Here is a 21855-nt window from a genome sequence, read left to right on the forward strand (position 1 = left end):
GCCCACGATTCTCCCAGCCGCCCCTACGAGGACATGGTTATTCTGTCGGCGTTTTAAGAATTAGGGCCTGTCATTTCTGACCCACGCACCTAGGACGGAGTTTTCGCGTCGCCGTTTGCGGCAGCAGTGAACGGACGACGGCGGGACCTCCCGCCGTCGTCCGCTTGCGTTAGAGGCCGTTCCCAAGGCGCCAGGCACAAAGCAGCGTCAACTTTACGGACGGTCAGCTTTCGGCAGGCGCCCGGCCAGTTTTTGGAGCGACGGTTCCCGGCCCAGCTCCACATGTGCGAAGGCCAGCGCCGCCGCCAAGTCCGGCTTGCCGTCATAGATGGCTTGGCACAGGCTCAGGTGCTCCGCGCACTGAGCCTGGGGGTCACGATGCCCGGTCAAGGTGAAGAGCCACTGCATCCTGCCCATGATCGCCCTGATCGGCATGTCGCTCGGCAGTGACGTCAAGGCTCTGCGCTTACTGAGCTGGAAGATCGCATCGTCGCCCTGATGACGTTCACGGCGAGCTTCGTCGCCGCAGCAGTCATCGCGCAGGTTGCCTTCCACTTCTAGTACGTGGTGCGGTAGGGGGCGGGGCTCCGGTCCCGCGGGATCGGGGCCTTCCCGGCCTGTCATTCACAGCCCAGCCGAAAGGAATGAACAATGCTCATTACCAACGTCCGCCCCTGGGGCGGGGACGCCGTAGACCTCGAGGTTCGCGAGGGGTGGATAGCGGCCGTTCACCCCGCCGGGACCACCGTCGTAGTCGCAGACGCCGCCGGTGGGGCAGTCGACGGACGGGGCCGGATCGCCATGCCCGCGTTCACCGACGTACACGTCCACCTCGACTCGACCCGAATCGGGCTGCCGTTCCGGGAACACACAGCCTCGCCCGGTGTGTGGAACATGATGCGCAACGACCGGGAAAACTGGCGCGACACCCCCATCCCCTACAGAGATGTCGTAGCGGGAACGCTGGAACGAATGATTGCGCGGGGCACCACTCGCGTCCGTTCCTACGCCCAGATCGACGTGGACTGCAAGCTTGAGCGCTTCGAGGCAGTCATGGCCGCGAAGCAGCACTTCGCCCACGCCGCCGACGTAGAAGTCATGGCTTTCCCCCAGGCAGGCCTCCTGCTCGAGGACGGCACCGTCCCGCTTCTCGAGGAGGCGCTCCGCGCGGGGGCGACGACGATCGGCGGCATTGATCCCTGCCAGCTGGACCGAGACCCTGTCCGCCATCTGGACATCGTCTTCGGTCTGGCTGAGAAGTACGGCGTCGATGTCGACATTCACCTGCACGAGCCTGGCCATCTGGGGGTCTTCAGCGCTGAACTTGTCTTCGAACGCACCCGCGCCCTGGGTATGGAGGGACGCGTCTCGCTGTCCCACGCTTACGATCTAGCCAATGTCCACCCCGACGTGACCGCCCGGCTCGTGGAGCAGATGGCGGAGCTCGACGTTGCCTGGGCGACGGTCGCCCCGGCAAGCGGCGGCACGCAATTCGACGTCGCCCGGATGACCGAGGCGGGGATCCGTGTCGGTTTGGGCGAGGACGGGCAGAGGGACTACTGGAGCCCATACGGCAATTGCGACATGCTCGACCGCACTTGGCAGTTGGCCTTCACACACCGGCTGCGCAAGGACCGGCTGATCGAGCACTGTGCTGCGATCGCCACCATTGGAGGCGCGTCCATTATGGACAGTACCGTCCAGCGCCTCACCAGTCCCGACGACCGGCCGGGCCTTGCTCCCGGAGATCGGGCCGACATCGTCCTGGTTGACGGCGAAACCATCACGAGCACCGTCATGGACCGCGGCACCGACCGCACCGTCATCCACGATGGCAGGCTCGTCGCGGACAGCCTGGTCGTTCTTCCGAACCCGGCCTCGTAGGCAGCCCGCCGCGCTCCATGGCGTCCCGGATCTGTCCGTCGAGCTTGGCCAAGGCACTTGTAACTTTCGGCCGGTCCAGCAGTGGTTCGATCTGTCCCGGCGGGGCCGGGAGCCGGAAGTCGCGGGTACAGACGCCAGCTACAGAAAATACCTGGTTGGCCCAGGCACGCTTTTCTTTCAGCCTGAGACAATGTCCCAATGGAGATCGCGCTCGGGCTTCTGGTTCTCGTCGCGGTGGTCTGCGCCGGCAGCGCCCTGGGCCGGAAGCTCAATATTTCGGTTCCGCTGCTGCTGGTGCTGGCCGGTCTGGCCGGCTCCTTCCTCCCCTTCGTTCCGCACATTGAGCTGAACCCTGAAGTGGTGCTCGTGGGCTTGTTGCCTCCGCTGCTCTACGCCGCAGCACTGCGGACTTCCCTTTTCGATTTCCGTTCAAACCGCCGCGCCATCGGGCTGCTCTCGGTGGGTTATGTCATCGTCGGCACCCTCGCAGTGGGCTTCGTGGTCTGGTGGTTGTTCCCGGAGATTCCGCTGGCCGCGGCGATCGCCCTCGGCGCTGTGGTGGCGCCGCCGGATGCGGTGGCGGCGACCGCCATCGCCCGGAAGGTGCGGATGCCGCGCAGGATCGTCACCATCCTGGAGGGTGAATCCCTGGTCAACGACGCCACCGCACTGATCTGCCTCCGCACGGCCATCGCCGCCATTTCGGGCTCAGTGTCCGTGGCAGGGGTCGCCGGGGATTTCCTGCTCGCGGCCGGCGGCGGGGTGGTGGTGGGCCTGGCCGCCGCCTACATGCTGACCGCGCTTCGCAAGCGGATCCGGAACGTCGCCATTAACACCTCGACGTCGTTGATCGCCCCGCTCGTCGCCTACCTTCCTGCGGAGGCGATCCACGCCTCCGGTGTCCTCGCCGTCGTCGTCACCGGATTGGTGATGGGCACCAAGGCGCCCTCCATGCCCAACGGCGCCGCCCGCCTGAGCCAGCGCAGCAACTGGAACACGGTGCAATTCCTGCTCGAAAACGCAGTGTTCCTGCTGATCGGGCTGCAGGTGCGGACCATCATCGACGGCGTCCAGGACGATTCCCTGGGCGCCGGCCGGATCTGGGCCGGCTGCGCTCTGATCCTGCTGGCGGTGCTGCTGCTCCGGCCGGTGTGGGTGTTCCCGGCAACGTACCTGCCGCGCCTGGTTCCGTCCGTGCAGCGGAATGACCCGGCGCCGCCCTGGCAATACGCGGCCATCGTCTCCTGGGCCGGGATGAGAGGGGTGGTCACCCTCGCCGCGGTACTGGTGCTGCCCGCGGAGCTGGAACACCGTTCGGTGCTGATCCTGGCGGCCCTGGTGGTGGTAGGCGGGACGCTGACCCTGCAGGGGTTCACGCTTCCGGCGCTGGTCCGCGTCCTACGGATCCAGGGCCCGGACCAGCGCGAGGACGCCCTCAACCAGGCCTCGCTGATGCAGCTGGCCACCGCTGCCGGCGTGGCCCGCCTGCAGGAACTGCGCACGGATGACGATCCACCGGAAGTCGTGGCCATGCTGAAACGGCGCACCCAGGAGCGCGGGCTCGCTGCCTGGGAACGGCTGGGCCGGCCGTCGGCGGAAACAGCCACCCCCAGCGAGCGCTACGCCCGGCTGCGGCTGGCGATGCTGGAAGCCGAGCGGGCCAAGGTGCTGGAGCTCAGGCGTGGCGGCGAGTATGCCCAGGAAGTCCTCAGCGATGTCCTGGACCGGCTGGACGTTGAGGAATCCATGCTGGACATGGCCTTGGACGAGGTGGACACTTCCGGCGAGGGCGGCGGGGAAGGGCTCGCAAGGCCCGGCGGAGTGTGCGGGCACCTTGAGTCGGCCCGGCACAAGCAGGTGCCCGGCGACCCATTCTGCGCCACCTGCCGTGAGGAAGGAACGACGACGGTCCACCTGCGGATGTGCCTGGCGTGCGGCAAAGTAGGCTGCTGCGACTCCTCCCCCGGAACCCACGCCTCGAAGCATTTCGAAGCGACCGGGCACCCGGTCATGCGGAGCATCGAGCCGGGCGAAGACTGGCGCTGGTGCTACCAGGACGACCTGCTGGGCTGAAACGGTGACCCTGTTCGCACCGAAAGTGGCATTCCAAGCTTGTTTCTCTGAACTAACGCGCAGCGTGCACAGTGCCGATCGGGTTACATGGTCAGTCCGCCGGAGACGGACAGCGCTTGGCCGGTGATGTACCCGGCATCCTCGGAGGCAAGGAAGAGAACGGCCGAGGCCACCTCTGCCGCCGACCCAGCCGCCTCTTGGGAATCGCCCTGACCGTGGCATTCATGACTTTGCCTGTGAGCCCTCCGTGGCCAGCATGTCCTGAAGCAGCGGGGTGTCCGTGGGGCCGGGGCAGACCACATTTGCAGTGATGTCCAGTTGGGCATCTTCGCGGCCAATCAGCAGCGACTGGATGGAGTCCGTGCCACAGGATGTCCCGGGCTTCCGAGCAGATCCAGCACGCTTTTTGGGCACTGTGCATCTTGGCGATCGAGGCCATCGTGCCGGTCCAGGTCCCCGCTTTGGCTGGCTGAAGGTCTATTCAGCCCAGTCGGCGTCCCCGTAGGCGCGGCCGCGGAAGTGGGCGCGGAGGTATTCCCCCACCACGGCGGCCCCGAGGTCCCCGGCTTCCGGCGCCACCACACGGCCGTCGATCCGGCGGGCCATCCGCTGGACGAAGCGTTCCAGGCCCGGATCGTCGCCGAGACGGAAGAATGTGGACTGCGCGCCGGCCCGTCCCACCCGGTCCAGTTCCTCAACTGTCCTGCGGATGGTCTGCGGGTCCGGCGGCCAGGAGAACGCCGATTCGCCGTCGGGCAGCAGGTGGGCGGTGGGTTCGCCGTCGGTGACCACCAGGAGGACCGGCTGCATGGTCGGGTGCTTGCGGAAGAAGCGGCCGGCCAGCAGTAAACCGTGGTGCAGGTTGGTACCCTGCTCACGGAAGGCCGGCAAGGCGGTGAGCTCGCCGATGTCCATGGTCTGGGCGTAGCGGCCGAACGTGATGAGCTGGAGCCGGTCGCCGCGGAACCTGGTGGAGACCAGGTGGTGCAGCGCGAGCGCGGTGCGTTTCATGGGCACCCAGCGCCCCTCCGCCGCCATCGAGAAGGACACGTCCACCAGCAGGGCGACGGCGGCCTGCGTGCGCTCCTCGGTCTCCGTCACTTCGATGTCTTCCATGGCCAGCCGGACGCCGCGGCCCGGGTCGCCGCCGTCGGCAATGGTCCGGCGGATCGAGTTGGTGATGGTCCGGGTCACGTCCCACGGCGCGGCATCCCCGAACTCCCACGGGCGGCTGGAACCGGTCTGCTCCCCCGCCGCGCCCGCAAGCCGGGTCTCCCGTCGGCCCTGCCTGCCGGACAGTTGCTTGGCGGCGTCACGCAGCAGTGACCTGCCGAGGCGCCGCATGGCCTGCGGTGACAACCGCAGGTCCCCGTCGTCCCCGCGCCGGAGGTAGCCACCGTCGTGCATTGCCTTTTCGATCTCCGCGAGGGTGCGGGCGGTAACGGCGGCGTCCTGTCCGAGCTGGCGGGCCAGGGCGTCGAGATCAACGTCGTCCAGGTGCGAGCCGTCGTAGTCCTGGGAGAGCTGCTCGGCCAGGTCGTCCAGTTCGGCGAGATTCTGAAGGACGCCCGTGCCGTCGCCCAGTCCCATCCCTTCCTGGCCTTCGAAGCGTTCGGACCCGGTCCAGTCCTCGCCGGGGCGCAAGGCCTGGAGCGTCTCGTCCAGCTGGCCCAGCTGGGCCATCAGCTCGGGTGAGCCGAACGCCTGCGCGGAGAGCTGCATGAGTTCTGCGCGCTGCTCCGGGGACATGGACTGCAGGAGCCGCTGGGCTGCGGCCGCCCGCTTGGCCAGCGCGTCCACCAATTCCTCCACGGACTGCGGGTTTTCCGGAAAGTGCTGGCCGTGGCGGGCCATGAACTCCTGGAAGTCGTCCTCCGTGTCCACCCCGCGCCGGTGCTTGTCCAGGAGCCCGTTGAGGTCGCGCAGCATTTCGCTGACGGCCGCCCGGTCCTCCTCCGTGGCGCTTTCCAGCGCCTGCTTCATGCCGGCGAACCGCTGGTCCAGGACTTCGCGGCCCAGCAGGTCCTTGATCCGCTCGTACGTCTCCTTCGCGGTGCTGGACTGCCAGTCGTAGGAGGCGAGTTCGTTGACGGCGGCGGCGGTGGACTTGGGCAGGTTCTGCAGCTGCATCTCCCGGAACGCGCGGTCGGTGTTGTCCATCATGGCGTCGCGGGCCAGTTGTTTGCGTTCCTCCAGCACCGCGGCGTCCAGCAGCTTCTTGACCTCGTTGAGGGTGCCGTCCAGGTTATGCCGGTCCAGGAGGTCCTTGCGGCGCTGCCGGATCCGGCCGGCGAGGTCGTCCAGACCTTCCTGGCTGTGGCCGCCGCGCCGCAGGAACTCCTGGAGCGCGCGCCGGGGCGAGTAGCCGGCCATGACGTCCTCGGCGACGGCGTCCAGCACCTCCGCGAGGTCCACCGGCGGCGCCAGCGGGTCCGGTCCGCCGGTGTAGCGGCCGTATCTGGACCGGTTGTGAAGGCTCATGGCACTTCCTGTCGCTAGCCGTAGATGGTGGCCTCGTCGTCGGACTCCTTGGAAATCCGGCGGCCGAGGTAAAGCCCTTCGAGCGCGAGTTCGACGGCGGCGGCACGCTGGCCGTCGTTTTCCGCACCCAGGCGTTCGCTGATGTCGTCGTAGAGGCCGGATCCGTTAAGGGACGGGAGGTTGGCCAGGAATTCCTTCGCGGTGACCAGTTCGCCGGTGGTCACCGTCGAGTGCCCGTCAAGAGCCGCCACCAGCGGGCCCATGTCCAGGCCTTTGAAGTGCTCCCGAACGGCTTCGGCGGTGGCGGTGCGCAGGAGGTGGTCCAGGATGTCCTGCTCACGGCCTTCCTCGCCGGACTCGAACTCGATCTTGCCGGTGAGGACTTCCACGGCGGCTTCCAGGTCGATGATCCGGGCCACGGCTTCGTCCTCGCCGCGCACGCTGGCCCGCCGCAGGGCAGCTGCGGCCACGGTTTCGGCGCCTGCGATGGCGAAGCGTGCGGATACGCCGGAGGTCTGGTTGATGGCCGGGGACTGGCGCAGCGCGCGGGTGTAGCGGGCCAGGATTTCCAGGATGACCGGCGGAACGCTGGCCACCAGGTGGCCTTCCTGCTCGATGACGGCCACTTCATCGTCCAGTTCGATGGGGTAGTGCGTGCGGATTTCGGCGCCGAAGCGGTCCTTCAGGGGCGTGATGATCCGGCCGCGGTTGGTGTAGTCCTCCGGGTTGGCGGAGGCCACCACCAGGACGTCCAGCGGCAGCCGCAGCACGTAGCCGCGGATCTGGATGTCGCGCTCCTCCATGACGTTCAGCATGGAGACCTGGATGCGCTCGGCGAGGTCCGGAAGTTCGTTGATGGCCACGATGCCGCGGTTGGAGCGCGGGATCAGGCCGTAGTGGATGGTTTCCGGATCGCCCAGGCGGCGGCCCTCGGCTACCCGCATGGGGTCGACGTCGCCGATCAGGTCCGCGACGGAGGTGTCCGGCGTCGCGAGTTTTTCCACATAACGTTCGGAGCGGTGGCGCCAAGCGACGCGCAGCCGGTCCCCTTCGGTGTGGGCCAGGGCGCGGGAGTGCGCGGTGATGGGTTCGTAGGGGTGCTCGTTCAGTTCCGAGTCCTCGATCACCGGCGACCATTCGTCCAGCAGCCCGGCCAGGGTGCGCAGGATACGGGTCTTGCCCTGTCCGCGCTCGCCCAGCAGGACGATGTCATGCCCGGCGATCAGGGCCCGCTCGAGCTGCGGCAGCACGGTCCGGCTGAAGCCGAACAAGCCGGGCCACGGGTCGCGGCCCTCCGCCAGAGCGGCGAGGAGGTTGTCGCGGATTTCCCGGCGCAGATCCTTTGGAACGTGGCCGGAGGCACGCAGTTCACCAACAGTGAAGATTTCAGGGCGTTCGTTCACTCCTCCACGGTAGACCTGTTTCGGGCAGGAATTGGGCAATCTCAAATATTCGTGCAAGTGAAGAGACTGCGGGCCGTACGCTGGTGCTGATGACTGCAGCAGCCCAGCCGGCACCGCCGGCGTCCCCAGCAGAGTCCGCAGCGGCGCCTGCGAGCACGCTCCTGCTCTTGGTGCGCCACGGCGAAACGCCCACCACGGGCATGGTGCTGCCGGGCCGCGCCCCGGGACTGCACCTGTCCGAGCGTGGACGGGCCCAGGCCGAACAGGTGGCGGAACGGCTCGCGGGGCTTCCGGTCAGCGCCCTCTACTCCTCGCCGCTGGAGCGCGCCTGCGAGACGGCGGAGCCGACGGCGGCATGCACGGGGCTTGAGGTGCACCGGGACGCCGGACTGCTGGAGTGCGACTTCGGTGACTGGACCGGATCCGCCATCGCGGACCTGAACGTCCTGCCGGAATGGCGGACCGTGCAGAACAGCCCGTCCACCTTCCGTTTCCCCAACGGTGAGAGCTTTCCGGAGATGCAGGAACGGATTGTCGGTGCGCTGGCGGCGCTGTGCGCTGCCCATGCAGGTGGCGTCGTCGTCTGCTTCTCCCATGCCGATCCCATCAAGGCGGCGGTGGCCCACTCCCTGGGCACCACGCTCGATCTTTTCCAGCGCATCATGATCAGCCCGGGCTCAGTGTCCGCCGTTTCGTTTGTCGATGGCCAGGCGGCCTCGGTGCTGATGGTGAACTCGCACTCGGAGCCGTTGAGCGGGCTGAGGCCGCAGTGAGTCGGGACGTACGGTGTCCGGCCGGGAGCTGACGCTGCTCACCGAGGGCAGCGTGGAACTGGTGGGGCAGATTGCGCGCAGCAGCAACGAGACGTTCCTGGTGCAGCTCAGCCACGGGGAAGACACCGCCCATGCGGTGTACAAACCGGAGGCCGGCGAGCGGCCGCTGTCCGACTTTGAACCCGGGCTGTACCGGCGGGAACGTGCGGCGTACCTGCTCAGCCAGTCGCTGGGATGGGGGATGGTGCCGCCCACGGTGATCCGGGAGGACGTGCCGCTGGGGGTCGGGTCGCTGCAGTGGTTCATCGACTGCGACTTCCGCGAGCACTACTTCACGCTTGCCGCCGAAGACCCGGCCACCCACCCCGATATGGCCCGGATGGCCCTGTTTGATTACATCGCCAACAACACCGACCGCAAGAGCGGGCACGTGCTGCGCGGTGGCGACGGCCGGATCTGGGGCATCGACCACGGGCTGTGCTTTTCCGCGGTCTTCAAGCTGCGCACGGTGATCTGGGACTTCGCCGGCGAGGCAATCCCCGCGGCCCTGCTGGCGGACATCGCACCCCTCGCCGATGCCGTGCCTGCCGAGGTGGCCGAGTTGCTCGACGGCGACGAGACTGCCGCCCTGAAGCGGCGGGTGCGGCGCATGCTGCAGGAGGGGACATTGCCAGTTGACCTCACCGGCAGGCGTTACCCGTGGCCGCTGGTTTAAGGGGGCCCGCTCCTCGCTGCTTGAAACCGGCGAAGTCCGCGGCGGATGCCAGCTGCCACGAAGCGCGGGCTGTGCTCAGATGCAGGAATGGTCGTAATCGAATCCGCCCGAGACGTACTGGGTGAGCGAGACTTTGCCGCCCGCGGTCAGCGGGGCGTCGGCGCATTTACGTTTCGCCAGCGCGAGTGAGCTGGCTCCGGCCAGCCAGCTGGGCAGGTTGTAAAGGTTACTTGACGGGGGCACTGCCCCGACGATCTGGGTCCACTGGGTCCTGGTGGAGTAGATGCCCGTTGGAGCCTTGATGCTCGCGAAGTAGGCCACCATGCCTTCCAGATCGGCCCTGTTAGCCAACGTGCTTGGCGACCAACTGTTGCCGGTCTCGACATCCAGCCACCAGGTGTACAAGCCGGGGTCGCTGACGCCGCGGATGTTCGCGTCGTCATACGCCTTCGCGTACCCATACATATACGAGCAGGCGGGACCGTAGACGTCCACCGTGCTGGTGCACTCGCCGTACGGGTTGGTCACTTTGGCCCCTCCGTACGTGTTGCTGGTGGGCCACCACGAGCCAGCAGCGCCCGGGTTGGCGGTATTTACGTACAGCGCGATTTTCGGCTGCCCTGTCCCGCCCGTTGACGCTCGCGCCCAGGCCAGCTGGGTGGCCAGGCAGGGGTTGGTGTTATTCGCAAGTCCGTTGTTCACGCCGACGATGCCGAAAGTCTGGTTTTTGGGCAAGGCCTGGCCACATTGGGGCCACGACACATCGTTGCCGGGACCGACGGTGGGGGCAGCTTGCGCCGGCTGCGCAACGAACATCAGTACGGCGGCCGCTGCTGCGGCCAGTGCCAAGCGGAAGCGGGACGCGGGGGACGCGGGGGACGCGGGGCACGCTGCATGGTTAGCGGACATTGTCGGACCTTCCGGTCGTATGTTGCGAACAGGAACCCAGCATGAGCGCTGCGGACGCATAGGGTCAAGGGGTGGCAAGATCCACCGCCGGATCGCCGGCACCCACATCGCCGAAATCGATCACTCCGGCCAACGAGCCGCCTGCACCCAGGAGGATGTTGCCCGGGTGAAGGTCGCCAAGGAGCATCACGGCGGGACCACCCCAGGCTTCAGCGGCGCAGGCCTGCTCCCACAACGCCGGCCTTCGGCTCGCCGGTCCGACGTCGGCTGCTGGGACCCCATGAACCCACCGCACAATGCTCCACGGATAGGGAAAGTCCGGCGTCGGCTGGCCGGCATGGACGGGGACCGGAACCGGCGACCGGCAACCGGCTGGCGATTCCGGGAAGATACAGCTGCTCATGCAGGATCAGCTGTAGAGCCTCGGCCCGGCGAGGCAGCCGGACCGCGAGATCGTCGCGTACCACTCAGCTGAGTATCGTCGTCAGCCATCCTGCAGTCGAGCGGGGCACGACGGCGGAACCTCCCGCCGTCGTCGGTCTGAGTTGCGGAGAACTCAGTGATCCTCGGGGCTGGGACCCAGAGTTGACTGGCCAGCCCCGGCTGAGGATCATCAAAGTCTGGCTCGACCGCATTGGCGCGGTCGGCACGGCTGAGGGAGTAACCATGGCAAAGCCGGAGATTGAATTTACTGCCAGCTCGTCAGTGGCCTTTACACCATGCAAACCACACATCGATGGACTGATGGAAGCCATCCTGGCCCGCGACGACACAAACAACAGCGTCACGCGCGTCCTCAAATTCGAACCCGGCACCGACACCTCACCCCTCGGTGTGCTGAAGCACGAATTCTGGGAAGAAGTCTTCATCTTCGAAGGTTCATTGGCAGATCAGCGGCTCAACCGCACGTTCAAGGCTGGCGATTGGGCAGTGAGGCCGCCCGGGATGGAACACGGCCCCTGGATCTCCGAGCACGGCGCAAAGTTGTACGAAGTCCGGTCCTACCAGAAGCGGGAATAGCCGTTGTTGAGCCGGGGCGGGGCGAAGACCGGTAGTACTGCGAGAGCGTTATCGCCGAGTCGGCTGGTCCGAGAGCATCAGCGCCAGAATTCGGTGAGTTTCCCGGCCAGGGCACTGCCTTGGCTGTAACCAGCCCGGGCAGCGGGCGGACGCAGCGACAGATCCATGGCATTGGCCCCGAACAGGTGCTCGGAACTGCTGTCCGGGAAGACCGTTTCGACTCCGCTGCCGCCTGCTCGGAGCTCGTCGACCTGTGTTGCGAGATGCATGCCCCAGTCCACCGGAGTCCGTGATCTGCCGCCGAATGGCGACAGCACCAGCACCCGTGCAGAGCCGGCTGCCAAGTCAGCATTCTCGGCGTTGGATCGGTAGCCGCCGTCGATATAGCTGTTGTCCCCGATCCTGTAGGCGAAGCCGCTGGCACAGCTGGCTGCGACGGCGTCCACCAGGTCTACCCCGCTGTGCCGGTCGAACACGGCTGGTTCCCCAGTATGGGCATCGACTGCCGTGATGAGCATTCGCCGGTCCGGCCAGAGCTGATTGGGCAGCCGCGCGGCAACGATCGCGCGCCACCGTCCGGAACCGTCCGACGCCGCCGCCAGGTCGAGTGCCAGCGCGCCCATCTTCCGGCGCATGTCAGCCGCATCCTCCGCGGCGGCGATGATCCTGGCCATTCGCTCCAGATGGTCCGCCACCTGTCTGACCGGAACGCGCCCGCCGTCGGATCCGGCCGGACCGGTCCGTTGCTGCGGCGCCGCGGCGAGGATGGCGGCAAGCAGTTCGGCCGGGGTTGCGCCGGCCAGCTGGGCGGCGGCGGTCGATCCGGCGGATGTACCGACGACCAGATCGGCCTCCGTGACATAAAGCCCGGCATCGAACAGGCCGGCGATAACGCCGATCAGCCACGCGTTGCCAGTCGATCCGCCGCCGCCGAGGACCAACGCACGCCGGGTAGCCGCCGTCGAGGTGAAGTGTTGATTTGAAGAAGGGGTTGTGTTCATTGGAGTCGCCTTTCGCGAATTGCTTGTTGGGCGCTCCCGGTGGCGACTAGCTCAGCCGCGCGATCGTGTCCTGCAGGGGTGCACCCAGTGTGGATACTGCGTTCATGGGTCTCACCTCCTGCCGACGGGTCACGAATACGGGAATGATCGCACACGAATGTTGCGGTGCGCAATGGGCGTGTTTCAGACATGTTCGCCACCTCGCCGGTTGAAGGCGTGCACGCGCTGGCCCACTCCGCACTGTCCGGAACGTCGATCACGTAATGGACGGCCCGCGAAGACGACGACCTGCCGGTAGTGGGGCGCACTCAAGCGCCCGGACTGGGCGTCACGCAGCGCGGACGACTGCGGGAACCTCCCGCCGTCGTCCGCTTTATGTTTGCGCCGGTGGTTACTGGCTGAAGGGGACTGTCTCCCAGCTGAGGACTTCCGTGCCCTTGGCGTTGTTGCCGGCCACCGTGAACCGGACGTAGTTGGTGGCGTTGTTGGAGCCGTCCACGGTGATGCGCTGGAGGTCGTCGGCGGCGGGCTGGCCATAGATGTCCAGCCAGGGTGAGCCTTCGGCGAGGGGCTGGTTCTCGGCGAAGACGTGGCTGTCACCGTTGATGAGATAGACCGGGGCGTCGAAGCCGTTGGTCTCCTCGACAATGGTCTGCACAATCTCGCGGAAGCCCGACATCGTTGCCGGGTTGGCGGATGCGGCGGCGAGCAGCGACGGATCGAACATGTCGGCCTGGGTCATCAGCACCACGGCCCTGTCGTTGCGGCGTTCAGCGTCGGCGAAGGTCTCCCGGACCTGGGCCACAACGGCGCCAGTACGGTACGCCACCTCGGCCAGCTGCTCCGGGGTGGCGGCGGTTTTGCCCAGGCCGGTCCAGGGCATGGCTGAGTTGTTGCTGCCCTGGATGTTCAGCACGGAGAAGGCCACCCGGTTTTCGGTGAAGCGAACGTTCTCGGGGAGGCCGAGGTTCTCCTGGGTTTTGACCGGCATGGTGGCGCCGAGGGTCTTGCCGGGCTCGTTGAAGAAGATTTCGCGCAGCTTGTCCAGCCGTTCCAGCGGGTTGTAGGCGCCGTTGTTGGTGCGGTGGCAGTCCACCGATTCGTTGTCGCCCGGGGTGAAGACCAGCGGGTGCGTGAACGTGTCGAACTGCGTGCGGATGTAGGAGAAGTAGCCGTCGGAGCAGACCGTGGAGCCGTTCTTGATGTCGCCCACGTGCGCGACGAACTTCAGGTCCTTGTCCTCGTTGAGGTCCTGGATGCGGGAGGGGAACTTCGCGATCTCAGCCTCGCCGTAGGGGATGTCGCCGATGACGCCGAACGTGAAGGCCTGCTGGCTGTCGGAGGTGTTGTCGGCTGCGACGGCGGGCTGGGACGCAAGGAGGCCGAACGCCAGGGCGGCCGCCGCCGTCGTAATTTTCATGGTCTTCACGAACAAGGAGTACTCCTTGGAATCGGGGATTCTCCGCCCGGCTGTTGGGGCCGGGCAAAAGGGTGCGTGAAAAGACTGCTGGTCGCGCGAAAACAGCGGAGGGCCGTGGGGTTTCCGGAGGGTGAACTGGGAGGGACTAAGGCGGCGTTCCTCCGGGCCGACCACCGGCGGCAATAGCGCCATGTCGCCGGATAACTGGAGCGGACGACGGCGGGACGTCCCGCCGTCGTCCGCTTACGTTGGTGCTGCTCCCACACCGGCAGCCACGAAGGTCAGCAGGCCACGACGGCAAGGTCCAGGGTGCCGTTAGCGACGCTGGCCAATCCGTCCGTCGTGCGCACACGGCTGGGAAGTGTGCGGGCGCTGCGCAGCACGGCCGAAGTGCAGTTCTTCGGCCACCGCAAAGGACGCTTCCAGCCAGCGGATCTCTGTCAATTTCAGGCTGGCCTCGGTACGCAGCCGCCCCAGGCTTTCCCCATCCAACGGGATAACGTCCCAGTAACGCCTCCTGCCGTTGACTGCTGGTTACAGCCAGATCAACTGAAACTTCTGGGTGCTGTTGAACGCTGCACTGAAGCAATCATTTAGTCGTGAGAGGAAGAAAATAATGACCAAGGCAAAGGCCGACGGCGCTGACACGCACCGCGGCGACCTCGCCAAAGCATTGTCAGGCGTTGCCGAATCACTCAGCGGCTCCCCGCGCCTGGCGGGTGGCCAGATTGTTGTGCGCCAGACCGGAGAGAATCCGGCAACCTTTGTGATCAGTGAGTCGGACGGCACCCTCTCCGTGGCGGACACCCAAGGTGTGGTTAACGACGCCGACACCCGTGTGGAGATCCTTGGTGACGGAAAGGTCCTCGCAGCAATCCTCCGCGGGGACCAAGACGCCCGCGAGTCGTTCTTGGCGGGCGGCATCCGCGTGCGCGGAGACCTTCGTTACTTCAGCGACCTCGCCGTCGCCGCCCGAATCCTTCCCACCCCACTCTGACCCGCTGAACCAAGGAGCATCCCATGGCAGAGACCACAGGGCTCGTCCAGCGCTTGACCGTCGGTTCGTCGGTCTCGTGCGTATGGATCGGTCCGAATCCAAACAATACGACGTTGCTCGTCGTCTCCAACAACGGCATGGCCGCCGATGTCGCATTCGCCGCGAGCCTAGTCCAGACGCTCGCGTCTGCCGCGACGAACTATCGCAGCGTCGCGGCAATTCATGCCAACAACAGCTCCACAATCACTGCCTTACGCGTGGACCCGGTGTAATGCGCCATGGCAACAACGCGAGGCTATGTCCAAGGGCTGACCTGGTCTTCCGGTCCGACTGGATGCGTGTGGGTAGGAAATAGTTCAGCAGCAGCAGAAATCGTCGTCATTCAGCCGGACAACGACGGTGGCGCCATTGGTGACCTGGTGGTCCAGGCGCAGGCCGCCGGGCGGCTTGTCGAATTTATCCACCCCGACAACTCTGCAGTTGTCACGAGCGCCGCGCTCGTCAGTGATGGCTCCGGACAATTCCCCATTCAGATGGATGCCATCGAGGCCACTCAGGCGGTTCAGGATTTGGCACATTCCATTCCGCTTGTCACCGGCAAACGGACCGTCGTCAGGGCTTACCTGAGTAATTACGGAGCCAACCCGGTGACGGTGTCGGCCGAGGTGACCGTGCGGCAGCCCGGCGGAGGGAGCGTGGTCATCCCGTCGTCAAACGTCGCGACTCTGAGCCCCTCCGACGCCGGGAACATCGTGGCCTCCCGCAACGATGCTGCGCGAAGCTTGAACTTCGTCCTCCCCTTTGCGGCTGCGGGGCCAGTAGAGCTGGTCCTGACACGGGTGACAGACACTACTCTCGGAGCCGATCTCCCGATCGGTAGCGGCAAGCGTCCCACCGTGTACTTCCAGACCGGTGCGCCCTTTCGTGTGAGGATCGTCGGGCTCAGCTACAGCTGGGGGACGCCAGCCATCACAATAGCGCCTGTGTCGCGCGACTACGCGCTCCTCCAGTCGTGGCTTGGCAGGGCCTATCCAGCGTCGTCGGTCCAAAGCGCAGTCGTCACAGCGGCGGCTACCGCCGCGCCCCCCTTCGGGTGCGGTGACATAAATGCGCAAATCGCCGCACTCCGTGCACAGGACGTCAACTCGGGCACCGATGCGCGGACGCACTATTACGGGATCGTGAGCGACGCCGGATTCTTTATGCGCGGCTGCACCGCGGGTATTCCCAGTAACCCTGATCCGAGCGTCGTGGCCTCCGGCCCGACGGGATCGAATTCGTGGGGATGGGACTTCGATGGGTCCTACGGAGACTGGTACGGTGGCCACGAGATCGGCCACACGATGGGCCGGCTGCACCCTGGATTCTGCGGTGAAACCGCAGACGACCTTGTGGGATATCCGTTCCCCGCGGGACAGCTTTCGACGACGGATGCCGTCTTCGGCGGATTCGACGTGGGCGATCCTGCGAATTCGCTCCCGATGCGGGCCCTGCCCGGCAGTCAATGGCACGATGTCATGACCTACTGCAACAGCCAGTGGCTGTCCCCTTACACGTACGAGGGGATCCGGCGGCGGCTCGTCGCCGAGAATGCGCTTCCGGCGGGCGGCGGTGCAGGAGGCGGCGCGGGGCCGGGGAGCGGCACCGGGGGCCGTCCCGATCAGCGGATCCCCAATGTCCCCCTTGGCACCCGCGTGGCACCCGGGGCCATCCCAACTGCCGGCACGAGGTCGGCGGGCAGTGGTGCCCCAGTTCACGTTGTCGCGCAGCTGAATTTCACCCGGCGCACGGGAAGCATCGACTTTGTGAATCCCGTGCCGAACCTCGGCGTGTCGGCCCGGTCCGAGGGCAGCAGGGTGGGCCTTTTGCTGCGGTCTTCATCTGGAGCTGCGTCCGAAATTCGCGCGGCCTACAGGATCAATTCCGATATCGAACCGGGCGATGACGAAGTGGGGTTGGTCGACACCGTGGTGAGCGTGCCTGCAGACACCTCAGTTATCGAGCTGACGATCGACGGGGCCGCCGTCGCCGAGTTCCGTCCTGGCCCGGAGCCGTCCGCGCCACCTCATGGGCTTCGGTTAAACGCAGCCGCGGGCAGGCTCAGCGTCACCCAGCGTCTTGACGGGTCACCCCACCCTGGACACCGGTTCACCGTCCAGACCAGCCCCGACGGCGGGCGGACGTGGCAGACGGTGGCGGTGGGGCTAACCGAGCCCAGGGTCGACCTCATTGGTGAGGCTTATGAGCCGGGGAAGGAACTGCTCGTGAAGGTCATCGCCACCAACGGACTCACGGCTACTGAGACCGTTGACAGAGTGACCATCGGCGACCAGCAAGAGTCGAAGGGTGCCCCGTAGGGAATTTCAGTACTTTAGCAAGAATCTGGAACCAGATCGTCCGGGCCATCGTGGTCCTCGTGGATCCCGACGCAAACCGGTTCTGCGTCATCGAGTCCACAGACATGGTGGTGGCCGGGGGCTATGCCGGCAGGCTGCCGCCGTCGTTGAGGGGTCCGTAATGGCGCCGCCGCAGCGCGAAGACGCGTCATCGCCGTGCTGAGCTCCCTCGCCCGCGAAGCAGATGTCTGCGTCATCGACGACGGCGCCCTGGTACCAAGTGCCGCGCCGTCCGCTTCGGTCCCGGCTTCTGCGCGTCCGACGCCCCGAGAGCCAGCAGACCTCGCGCCCGTGCTGACTGCGGCAAACCTCGCGGTGCACCGCGGCGGCAAGCCGCTCGTGCGTGACGCGTCCCTGCCAGGAACGCCCGGGCAATTGTCAGCAGCTGCTTCTCGCCGGCGGAAACGTTAGAGCCCTCGTCCTCCAGCACCGTGTCGTACCCCTCCGGCAGCGACCTCACGAACCGGTCCACATACGTCGCCCGCGCCGCCTCCAGGATCTCGTCCTCGGAAGCCGACGGCCGACCGTACGCGATGTTGTCCCGGATGGTCCCCCCGAACAGCCACGTATCCTGCAGCACCATCCCCAGCCGCGAGCGCAGCTCCCGCCGCGGCACCGAGGTGACGTCCACGCCGTCGAGCGTTATCCGCCCCGCATCAATCTCGTAAAACCGCATCATCAGGTTCACCAAAGTGGTCTTGCCCGCACCGGTCGGACCCACAATCGCCACGGTCTGCCCCGGCTCCGCCACCAACGAAAGATCAGAGATCAGCGGCTTGTCCGGCGAATACGAGAAGGACACATCCTCAAACACCAGCCGGCCCCGCGATCCCCACGTAAACCAGGTTCCCGATGAACGTCATGGCCGGCATGATCAGCCCGGAAATGAACTGTGCGCCGAAGCTCGCGTCGTACGGCTCCACGTTCTTCTGCCGGAACCGCGGAGCCAATGATGGTCACGGCATTTCCGGCAGGAGCTGTGTGACGGATCGGCGGACCTTTCGGAGCCTTACATCGGAACAGAATGGGCTGGGCGTGCCCGGTTGATCACGACGCCTAGGCTAGTGATGAGCGCCGTGCCGGCCGCGGGGCAGGCACGTGAAGAAGGAGGGCTGCTCAACCGGCGCGAGCGGGACGACAAGCCACTGGCCTCCGTAGTACTCCACGTACGAGTCTGAAGGGCAACCTGCATAGGCTTCTTCACGTGTCATGCCGATCAGTCCTTCCAAACCCCGGTTATTGAGATGTTCCCATCCCCCTTGTTCTTCCATAAGTCTTAGACCTTTAATGTTACATGTCAATAGACATTTGAAGTTAAAGGTTAGAGAATGGGAGTGGCGTAGCCGGGCAGGCCTGACGAAGGAGCAACCGTCCATGACCACATGGAGAGAGCAGCTCGCCTTCGCCCCCTTGGCCACCTTTGATCGGGGGGAAGAGGTGGGGAGGCGTCTCAGGTACGCCATTGAGCTCGGAGTGCTTGAAGACGGGACCCAGCTGCCCAGCGAAAACGAGCTTGCAGCCAAGATGGGCGTCTCGACACTGACTCTTCGCGCGGCGTTGGCCGACCTGCGCGGGCGCGGCTTGCTCGAGACGCGGCGCGGGAAGGGCGGCGGAAGCTTCGTCAAGGCCAGCACCGGCGACATCATCAAGGCTGAGCGTGAATCGCTCATGGCCTATTCGCTCGACGACCTGCGCGACATCCGCGACTACTGGGCCTTCCTGGCGGGCTCGGCAGCAGCCGCCGCAGCGGAGCGGAGCGGGCGGCTCTCCCTTGGGCGCCTGGCATCGATGGCGGTGAAGATTGAGTCCGCCGAGGATTCTGCGCAGGCGATCCGCGACGACAGCAGATTTCACATCGAGCTTGCCGCAAGCTCGGGCTCCGTGCGGCTCACCCGCGAGGAAATGGCGATGCAGGCCGAGGTGGGGCCACTGATCTGGGCAGCCCCCGCCGGGTACGGTAACGCAGCGTCAGAACATGCGGCCATCGTGGAGGCGATCCGGTCCGGTGACGGAGCACATGCCCGGTCTCTGGCCGAGGAGCATGTCCGTTCGGATATGAACCGGGTACTCGACCTACGCATGAGCGTGGATGCATCACGGAAAGAATTTTTTGCTGACCCCGCCAAGGAAGAACACGAAGTAGCGTTGATCGAAGCGTTCGCTGAGCTGCTGGCAGATACTGCCTCTTCGTCGATCCGTTCGATTGAAGACGCGGTGCGTGTGCATCTCGGCCCTAAGCATCGGGGTGACAGCTCTGACCTGGACGCTATCTACGACGCGTCGCGACGGACTCTCGAGGGGGCCGTCCCCCTGCTTTACGGCGCGGGCTTCCTGCCTGACACCTCATTCGGCCCTGCGGGCGCGGCATGGTGCTATGCCCCGACTCGACCCCAGTCACTTCAGCGGCTCGTGATCGACTGGGACCTCTATGAAGGCGGTACCGCAACGTGGCGCCCTGAAGACTACGGCAACGGAGCCGTCCACATCAGCCACGCTTACCTGGATGCCAACGGAAGCAACGAAAACATCGTCACCTTCAGCAAAGCCGTTTTCGTGGAAGAAGAAATGGTCGGGATCGTCGCTGCAGATGTGCTGGTCCGGGGAATCCAGAGCCACCTCGAACCCCACCTTCGGGCCTTACCCCCGAAGACGTGCCTCGTCGACCAGCAGGATGCAATCATCGCAACCAACACGGGCCGCTTTATGGGAGGAACCTACTCACCCGGACAATACGCCGGGAAACAGATAGACCTCCACGCCATGCCCTGGCGATTGTTCGTCGGCACCCCTGCCGCCGGCCCCTCCGGAGAATGAGGTACGGCGGACGAAGAGGCCACTAATCTGGAGCGTCGACCGCCAGACTGAGGCGGTCAACCCCATGCATGGCATCTGCTGCCCTGACCAGGGTCAAGTGCGAAAATGCTTGCGGAAAGTTCCCAGCCATCCGGCCTTCGTCTGTGGCGTACTCCTCACTCAGCAGACCAAGCTCGTTGGCAAGCCCCACGAGCTTGTCCATCAAGACCTTTGCCTCGGCCTGGCGACCTGTGCGCGCGTACTGCTCCACAAGCCAGAAAGAGCATGCGAGGAAAGGATGCTCACCCGGTTCCAGACCGTCAACGCCACTCTCTGTCCGATAACGCAGCAAAAGGCCGTCCTCCGTAAGGAGTTCCTGTTCCAGCCGTGTGACCGTGCTGAGCATGTGCTTATCGTTGTAAGGCAGAAAACCGACCTGGGGCATGACCAGTAGCGCCGCGTCTGTTTGCGTTCCGCCGTAGGTCTGCGTAAAGGAGTCAATGCTGCGGTTGAATCCCTCGCGCATGATCTCTTCTCGTAACCGGTCACGGAGTTTCTCCCAATTCTTGGCATCGCCAGGCAGTCCGTGCACCTGTATCGCCCGGATCCCGCTGTTGAAGGCGGCCCACATCATCACGCGGGAGTGGGTGAAGTACTGTGCCGCACCGCGCATCTCCCACAGGCCGAAGTCCTTGTCATCGATGTGTTTTTCGACGAAGCCCAGCAGTGCCTTTTGCAGGGCCCAGGAGAAATGGTCTTCTTTACCTCCGGCCATACGCAGTCGTTCCAACGCCACCATCACTTCGCCGACAACATCAGCCTGGAACTGCGATACGGCGGCATTTCCAATGCGCACAGGTTTGGAGTTTTCGTAGCCGGGGAGGTGGGGGAGCTCGCGTTCAGGGAGTTCCCGTTCTCCCCCAACCCCGTACATGATCTGCATCTGCTCGGGATCGCCGGCGAGGGCCCGAAGAAGCCAGTCTCGCCACTGAAGTGCCTCCGTTTCGTAGCCATGGGTCAGCATCGATTCCAGCGTCAGGGCCGCATCGCGCAACCAGCAGTACCGGTAGTCCCAGTTTCGCGGCCCGCCGAAATCCTCGGGGAGAGACGTCGTGGGAGCTGCGACTATACCGCCCGTTTCAAAATGTGTGAGGGCCCGCAGTACCAACAACGAACGTTTTACCGCACCCCCATAGACCCCGTCCTGACGGCAGTGACTTCCCCAGCGGTTCCAATAGTCAGTGGCTTCTTCGAGGGCGACGTCAACATCAGTCGCTGAGGGCAGGGGGCGATGCGAGGGGAACCACGTCAATTCGAAATCAAGCTGCTCGCCCTTCGATACGAGGAATTCTCCCTCGTGCCCGTGCGCGTGGGCATGCGGAAGATGAGGTCCCCTCAGGGCGAGGGCATCCGGACCGGCCCTGGCCAACAGGACCGGCGCCGCGGTCTGCGCATTGTCGCGTACACGGCTCATCCAAGGCAGAACCGTTGAATATCCTGGCCGGATCCGCAGTTCCTGGCGCATTTCAACGATTCCTTCCATACCCGTAACCCGGCGGACAAGGGATGATCCGCTATCCCCCAGCGGCATGAAATCGGTGACCAGGACGGTTCCGCCACCGGTCTTCCAGATGGTTTGGAGCACAAATGTCGAGTCAATATAGTGCCGATCGACAACGGCAGCGCCGTCTTCGCTGGGCGCCAAGAGCCAGCGACCGTGCTCATCGGTGCCCAGGATTCGGCTAAACACTGACGGTGAGTCGAAGCGCGGGAAACAGAGCCAGTCCACGCTGCCATCCCGGGATATGAGAGGCCCAGTCTGGAGGTCGGACAGCAACGCATAGTCCTCAATGGGGGAAGCCATGCTCCACTCAATCACAATTTTTTCAACCGGGTTAGACCCCGCTGTAGGTCCAATCTGACCGGCACGGAACCGACAACCGAAAGAGTCCTGATCCGGACCTGGTTGGACACGACAGGCACTACCTAC

At 65.4% G+C, this 21855-nt stretch carries 19 protein-coding genes and 1 pseudogene; 9 read left to right on the top strand and 11 right to left on the bottom strand.

Annotated features, from left to right (window positions below):
• Positions 1-213: 213 nt before the first annotated feature.
• Positions 214-555, bottom strand: coding sequence for a GntR family transcriptional regulator (locus tag ABIB27_RS17960; RefSeq protein WP_354217202.1), 342 nt, complete (start codon positions 553-555; stop codon positions 214-216).
• Positions 556-651: 96 nt separating this feature from the next.
• Here ABIB27_RS17960 and ABIB27_RS17965 point away from each other — a divergent pair, with 96 nt between their 5' ends.
• Positions 652-1884: an amidohydrolase family protein gene (locus tag ABIB27_RS17965; RefSeq protein ID WP_354217201.1), complete on the top strand. Its 1233-nt coding sequence runs from the start codon at positions 652-654 to the stop codon at positions 1882-1884.
• A 198-nt stretch (positions 1885-2082) separates the two neighbouring features.
• Positions 2083-3957, top strand: a complete 1875-nt coding sequence (locus ABIB27_RS17970; protein ID WP_354217200.1) for a Na+/H+ antiporter — start codon at positions 2083-2085, stop codon at positions 3955-3957.
• A gap of 83 nt (positions 3958-4040) precedes the next feature.
• Here the strand turns inward: ABIB27_RS17970 and ABIB27_RS17975 are convergent, their stop codons facing one another.
• The 4 genes from ABIB27_RS17975 to ABIB27_RS17990 form a co-directional block, all read right to left on the bottom strand.
• Positions 4041-4259, bottom strand: a complete 219-nt coding sequence (locus ABIB27_RS17975) for an SDR family oxidoreductase (protein ID WP_354254530.1) — start codon at positions 4257-4259, stop codon at positions 4041-4043.
• Positions 4180-4371: a hypothetical protein gene (locus ABIB27_RS17980; protein ID WP_354254560.1), complete on the bottom strand. Its 192-nt coding sequence runs from the start codon at positions 4369-4371 to the stop codon at positions 4180-4182. Before ABIB27_RS17980 ends, ABIB27_RS17975 begins: the two co-directional genes overlap by 80 nt.
• Positions 4372-4434: 63 nt before the next feature.
• Entirely contained in the window at positions 4435-6438 is a 2004-nt protein-coding gene (locus tag ABIB27_RS17985) for a vWA domain-containing protein (protein WP_354254532.1), read from the bottom strand.
• A 14-nt stretch (positions 6439-6452) separates the two neighbouring features.
• A complete protein-coding gene (locus tag ABIB27_RS17990) occupies positions 6453-7841 on the bottom strand; it encodes a sigma 54-interacting transcriptional regulator (protein WP_354254534.1) in 1389 nt (462 codons plus the stop codon).
• A gap of 89 nt (positions 7842-7930) precedes the next feature.
• On the opposite strand from ABIB27_RS17990, the gene ABIB27_RS17995 reads away from it, so the two are divergent.
• Positions 7931-8614, top strand: coding sequence for a histidine phosphatase family protein (locus tag ABIB27_RS17995; RefSeq protein ID WP_502909272.1), 684 nt, complete (start codon positions 7931-7933; stop codon positions 8612-8614).
• A 13-nt stretch (positions 8615-8627) separates the two neighbouring features.
• Complete coding sequence (locus ABIB27_RS18000) at positions 8628-9329, top strand: SCO1664 family protein (RefSeq protein WP_354217194.1); 702 nt, start codon at positions 8628-8630, stop codon at positions 9327-9329.
• 75 nt (positions 9330-9404) lie between these two features.
• Here the strand turns inward: ABIB27_RS18000 and ABIB27_RS18005 are convergent, their stop codons facing one another.
• The gene (locus tag ABIB27_RS18005) at positions 9405-10238 is read right to left on the bottom strand and encodes a glycoside hydrolase family 25 domain-containing protein (RefSeq protein ID WP_354254536.1); all 834 of its coding nucleotides are present in this window, start codon (positions 10236-10238) and stop codon (positions 9405-9407) included.
• A gap of 64 nt (positions 10239-10302) precedes the next feature.
• Positions 10303-10641: a phosphotransferase gene (locus ABIB27_RS18010; protein ID WP_354254538.1), complete on the bottom strand. Its 339-nt coding sequence runs from the start codon at positions 10639-10641 to the stop codon at positions 10303-10305.
• Between the two features lie 263 nt (positions 10642-10904).
• On the opposite strand from ABIB27_RS18010, the gene ABIB27_RS18015 reads away from it, so the two are divergent.
• A complete protein-coding gene (locus ABIB27_RS18015; RefSeq protein ID WP_354254540.1) occupies positions 10905-11258 on the top strand; it encodes a cupin domain-containing protein in 354 nt (117 codons plus the stop codon).
• A 77-nt stretch (positions 11259-11335) separates the two neighbouring features.
• Here ABIB27_RS18015 and ABIB27_RS18020 read toward each other — a convergent pair whose 3' ends face one another.
• Positions 11336-12259, bottom strand: coding sequence for a patatin-like phospholipase family protein (locus tag ABIB27_RS18020; RefSeq protein WP_354254542.1), 924 nt, complete (start codon positions 12257-12259; stop codon positions 11336-11338).
• Between the two features lie 391 nt (positions 12260-12650).
• Positions 12651-13694, bottom strand: coding sequence for a metallophosphoesterase family protein (locus tag ABIB27_RS18030; RefSeq protein ID WP_354254544.1), 1044 nt, complete (start codon positions 13692-13694; stop codon positions 12651-12653).
• A gap of 601 nt (positions 13695-14295) precedes the next feature.
• Here ABIB27_RS18030 and ABIB27_RS18035 point away from each other — a divergent pair.
• The 3 genes from ABIB27_RS18035 to ABIB27_RS18045 all read left to right on the top strand — a co-directional run bounded on the left by ABIB27_RS18035 (position 14296) and on the right by ABIB27_RS18045 (position 17033).
• On the top strand, positions 14296-14676 hold the full coding sequence (locus ABIB27_RS18035; protein ID WP_354254546.1) for a hypothetical protein: 381 nt from the start codon (positions 14296-14298) through the stop codon (positions 14674-14676).
• Between the two features lie 23 nt (positions 14677-14699).
• On the top strand, positions 14700-14948 hold the full coding sequence (locus ABIB27_RS18040; protein ID WP_354254548.1) for a hypothetical protein: 249 nt from the start codon (positions 14700-14702) through the stop codon (positions 14946-14948).
• Between the two features lie 66 nt (positions 14949-15014).
• Positions 15015-17033, top strand: a complete 2019-nt coding sequence (locus tag ABIB27_RS18045) for a hypothetical protein (protein WP_354254550.1) — start codon at positions 15015-15017, stop codon at positions 17031-17033.
• Positions 17034-17427: 394 nt separating this feature from the next.
• On the opposite strand, the pseudogene ABIB27_RS18050 reads toward ABIB27_RS18045, so the two are convergent.
• Positions 17428-18013, bottom strand: a pseudogene (locus ABIB27_RS18050) (ATP-binding cassette domain-containing protein); the annotation flags it as partial.
• Between the two features lie 433 nt (positions 18014-18446).
• Between ABIB27_RS18050 and ABIB27_RS18055 the strand changes: the two are divergent.
• Positions 18447-19886, top strand: a complete 1440-nt coding sequence (locus tag ABIB27_RS18055) for a GntR family transcriptional regulator (protein ID WP_354217186.1) — start codon at positions 18447-18449, stop codon at positions 19884-19886.
• A 22-nt stretch (positions 19887-19908) separates the two neighbouring features.
• Here ABIB27_RS18055 and ABIB27_RS18060 read toward each other — a convergent pair whose 3' ends face one another.
• On the bottom strand, positions 19909-21729 hold the full coding sequence (locus tag ABIB27_RS18060; RefSeq protein WP_354217185.1) for a glycoside hydrolase family 15 protein: 1821 nt from the start codon (positions 21727-21729) through the stop codon (positions 19909-19911).
• Between the last annotated feature and the right edge of the window lie 126 nt (positions 21730-21855).

Origin of the sequence: Arthrobacter sp. UYEF21 (assembly GCF_040546085.1) — a bacterium.
Taxonomy (GTDB): domain Bacteria; phylum Actinomycetota; class Actinomycetes; order Actinomycetales; family Micrococcaceae; genus Arthrobacter.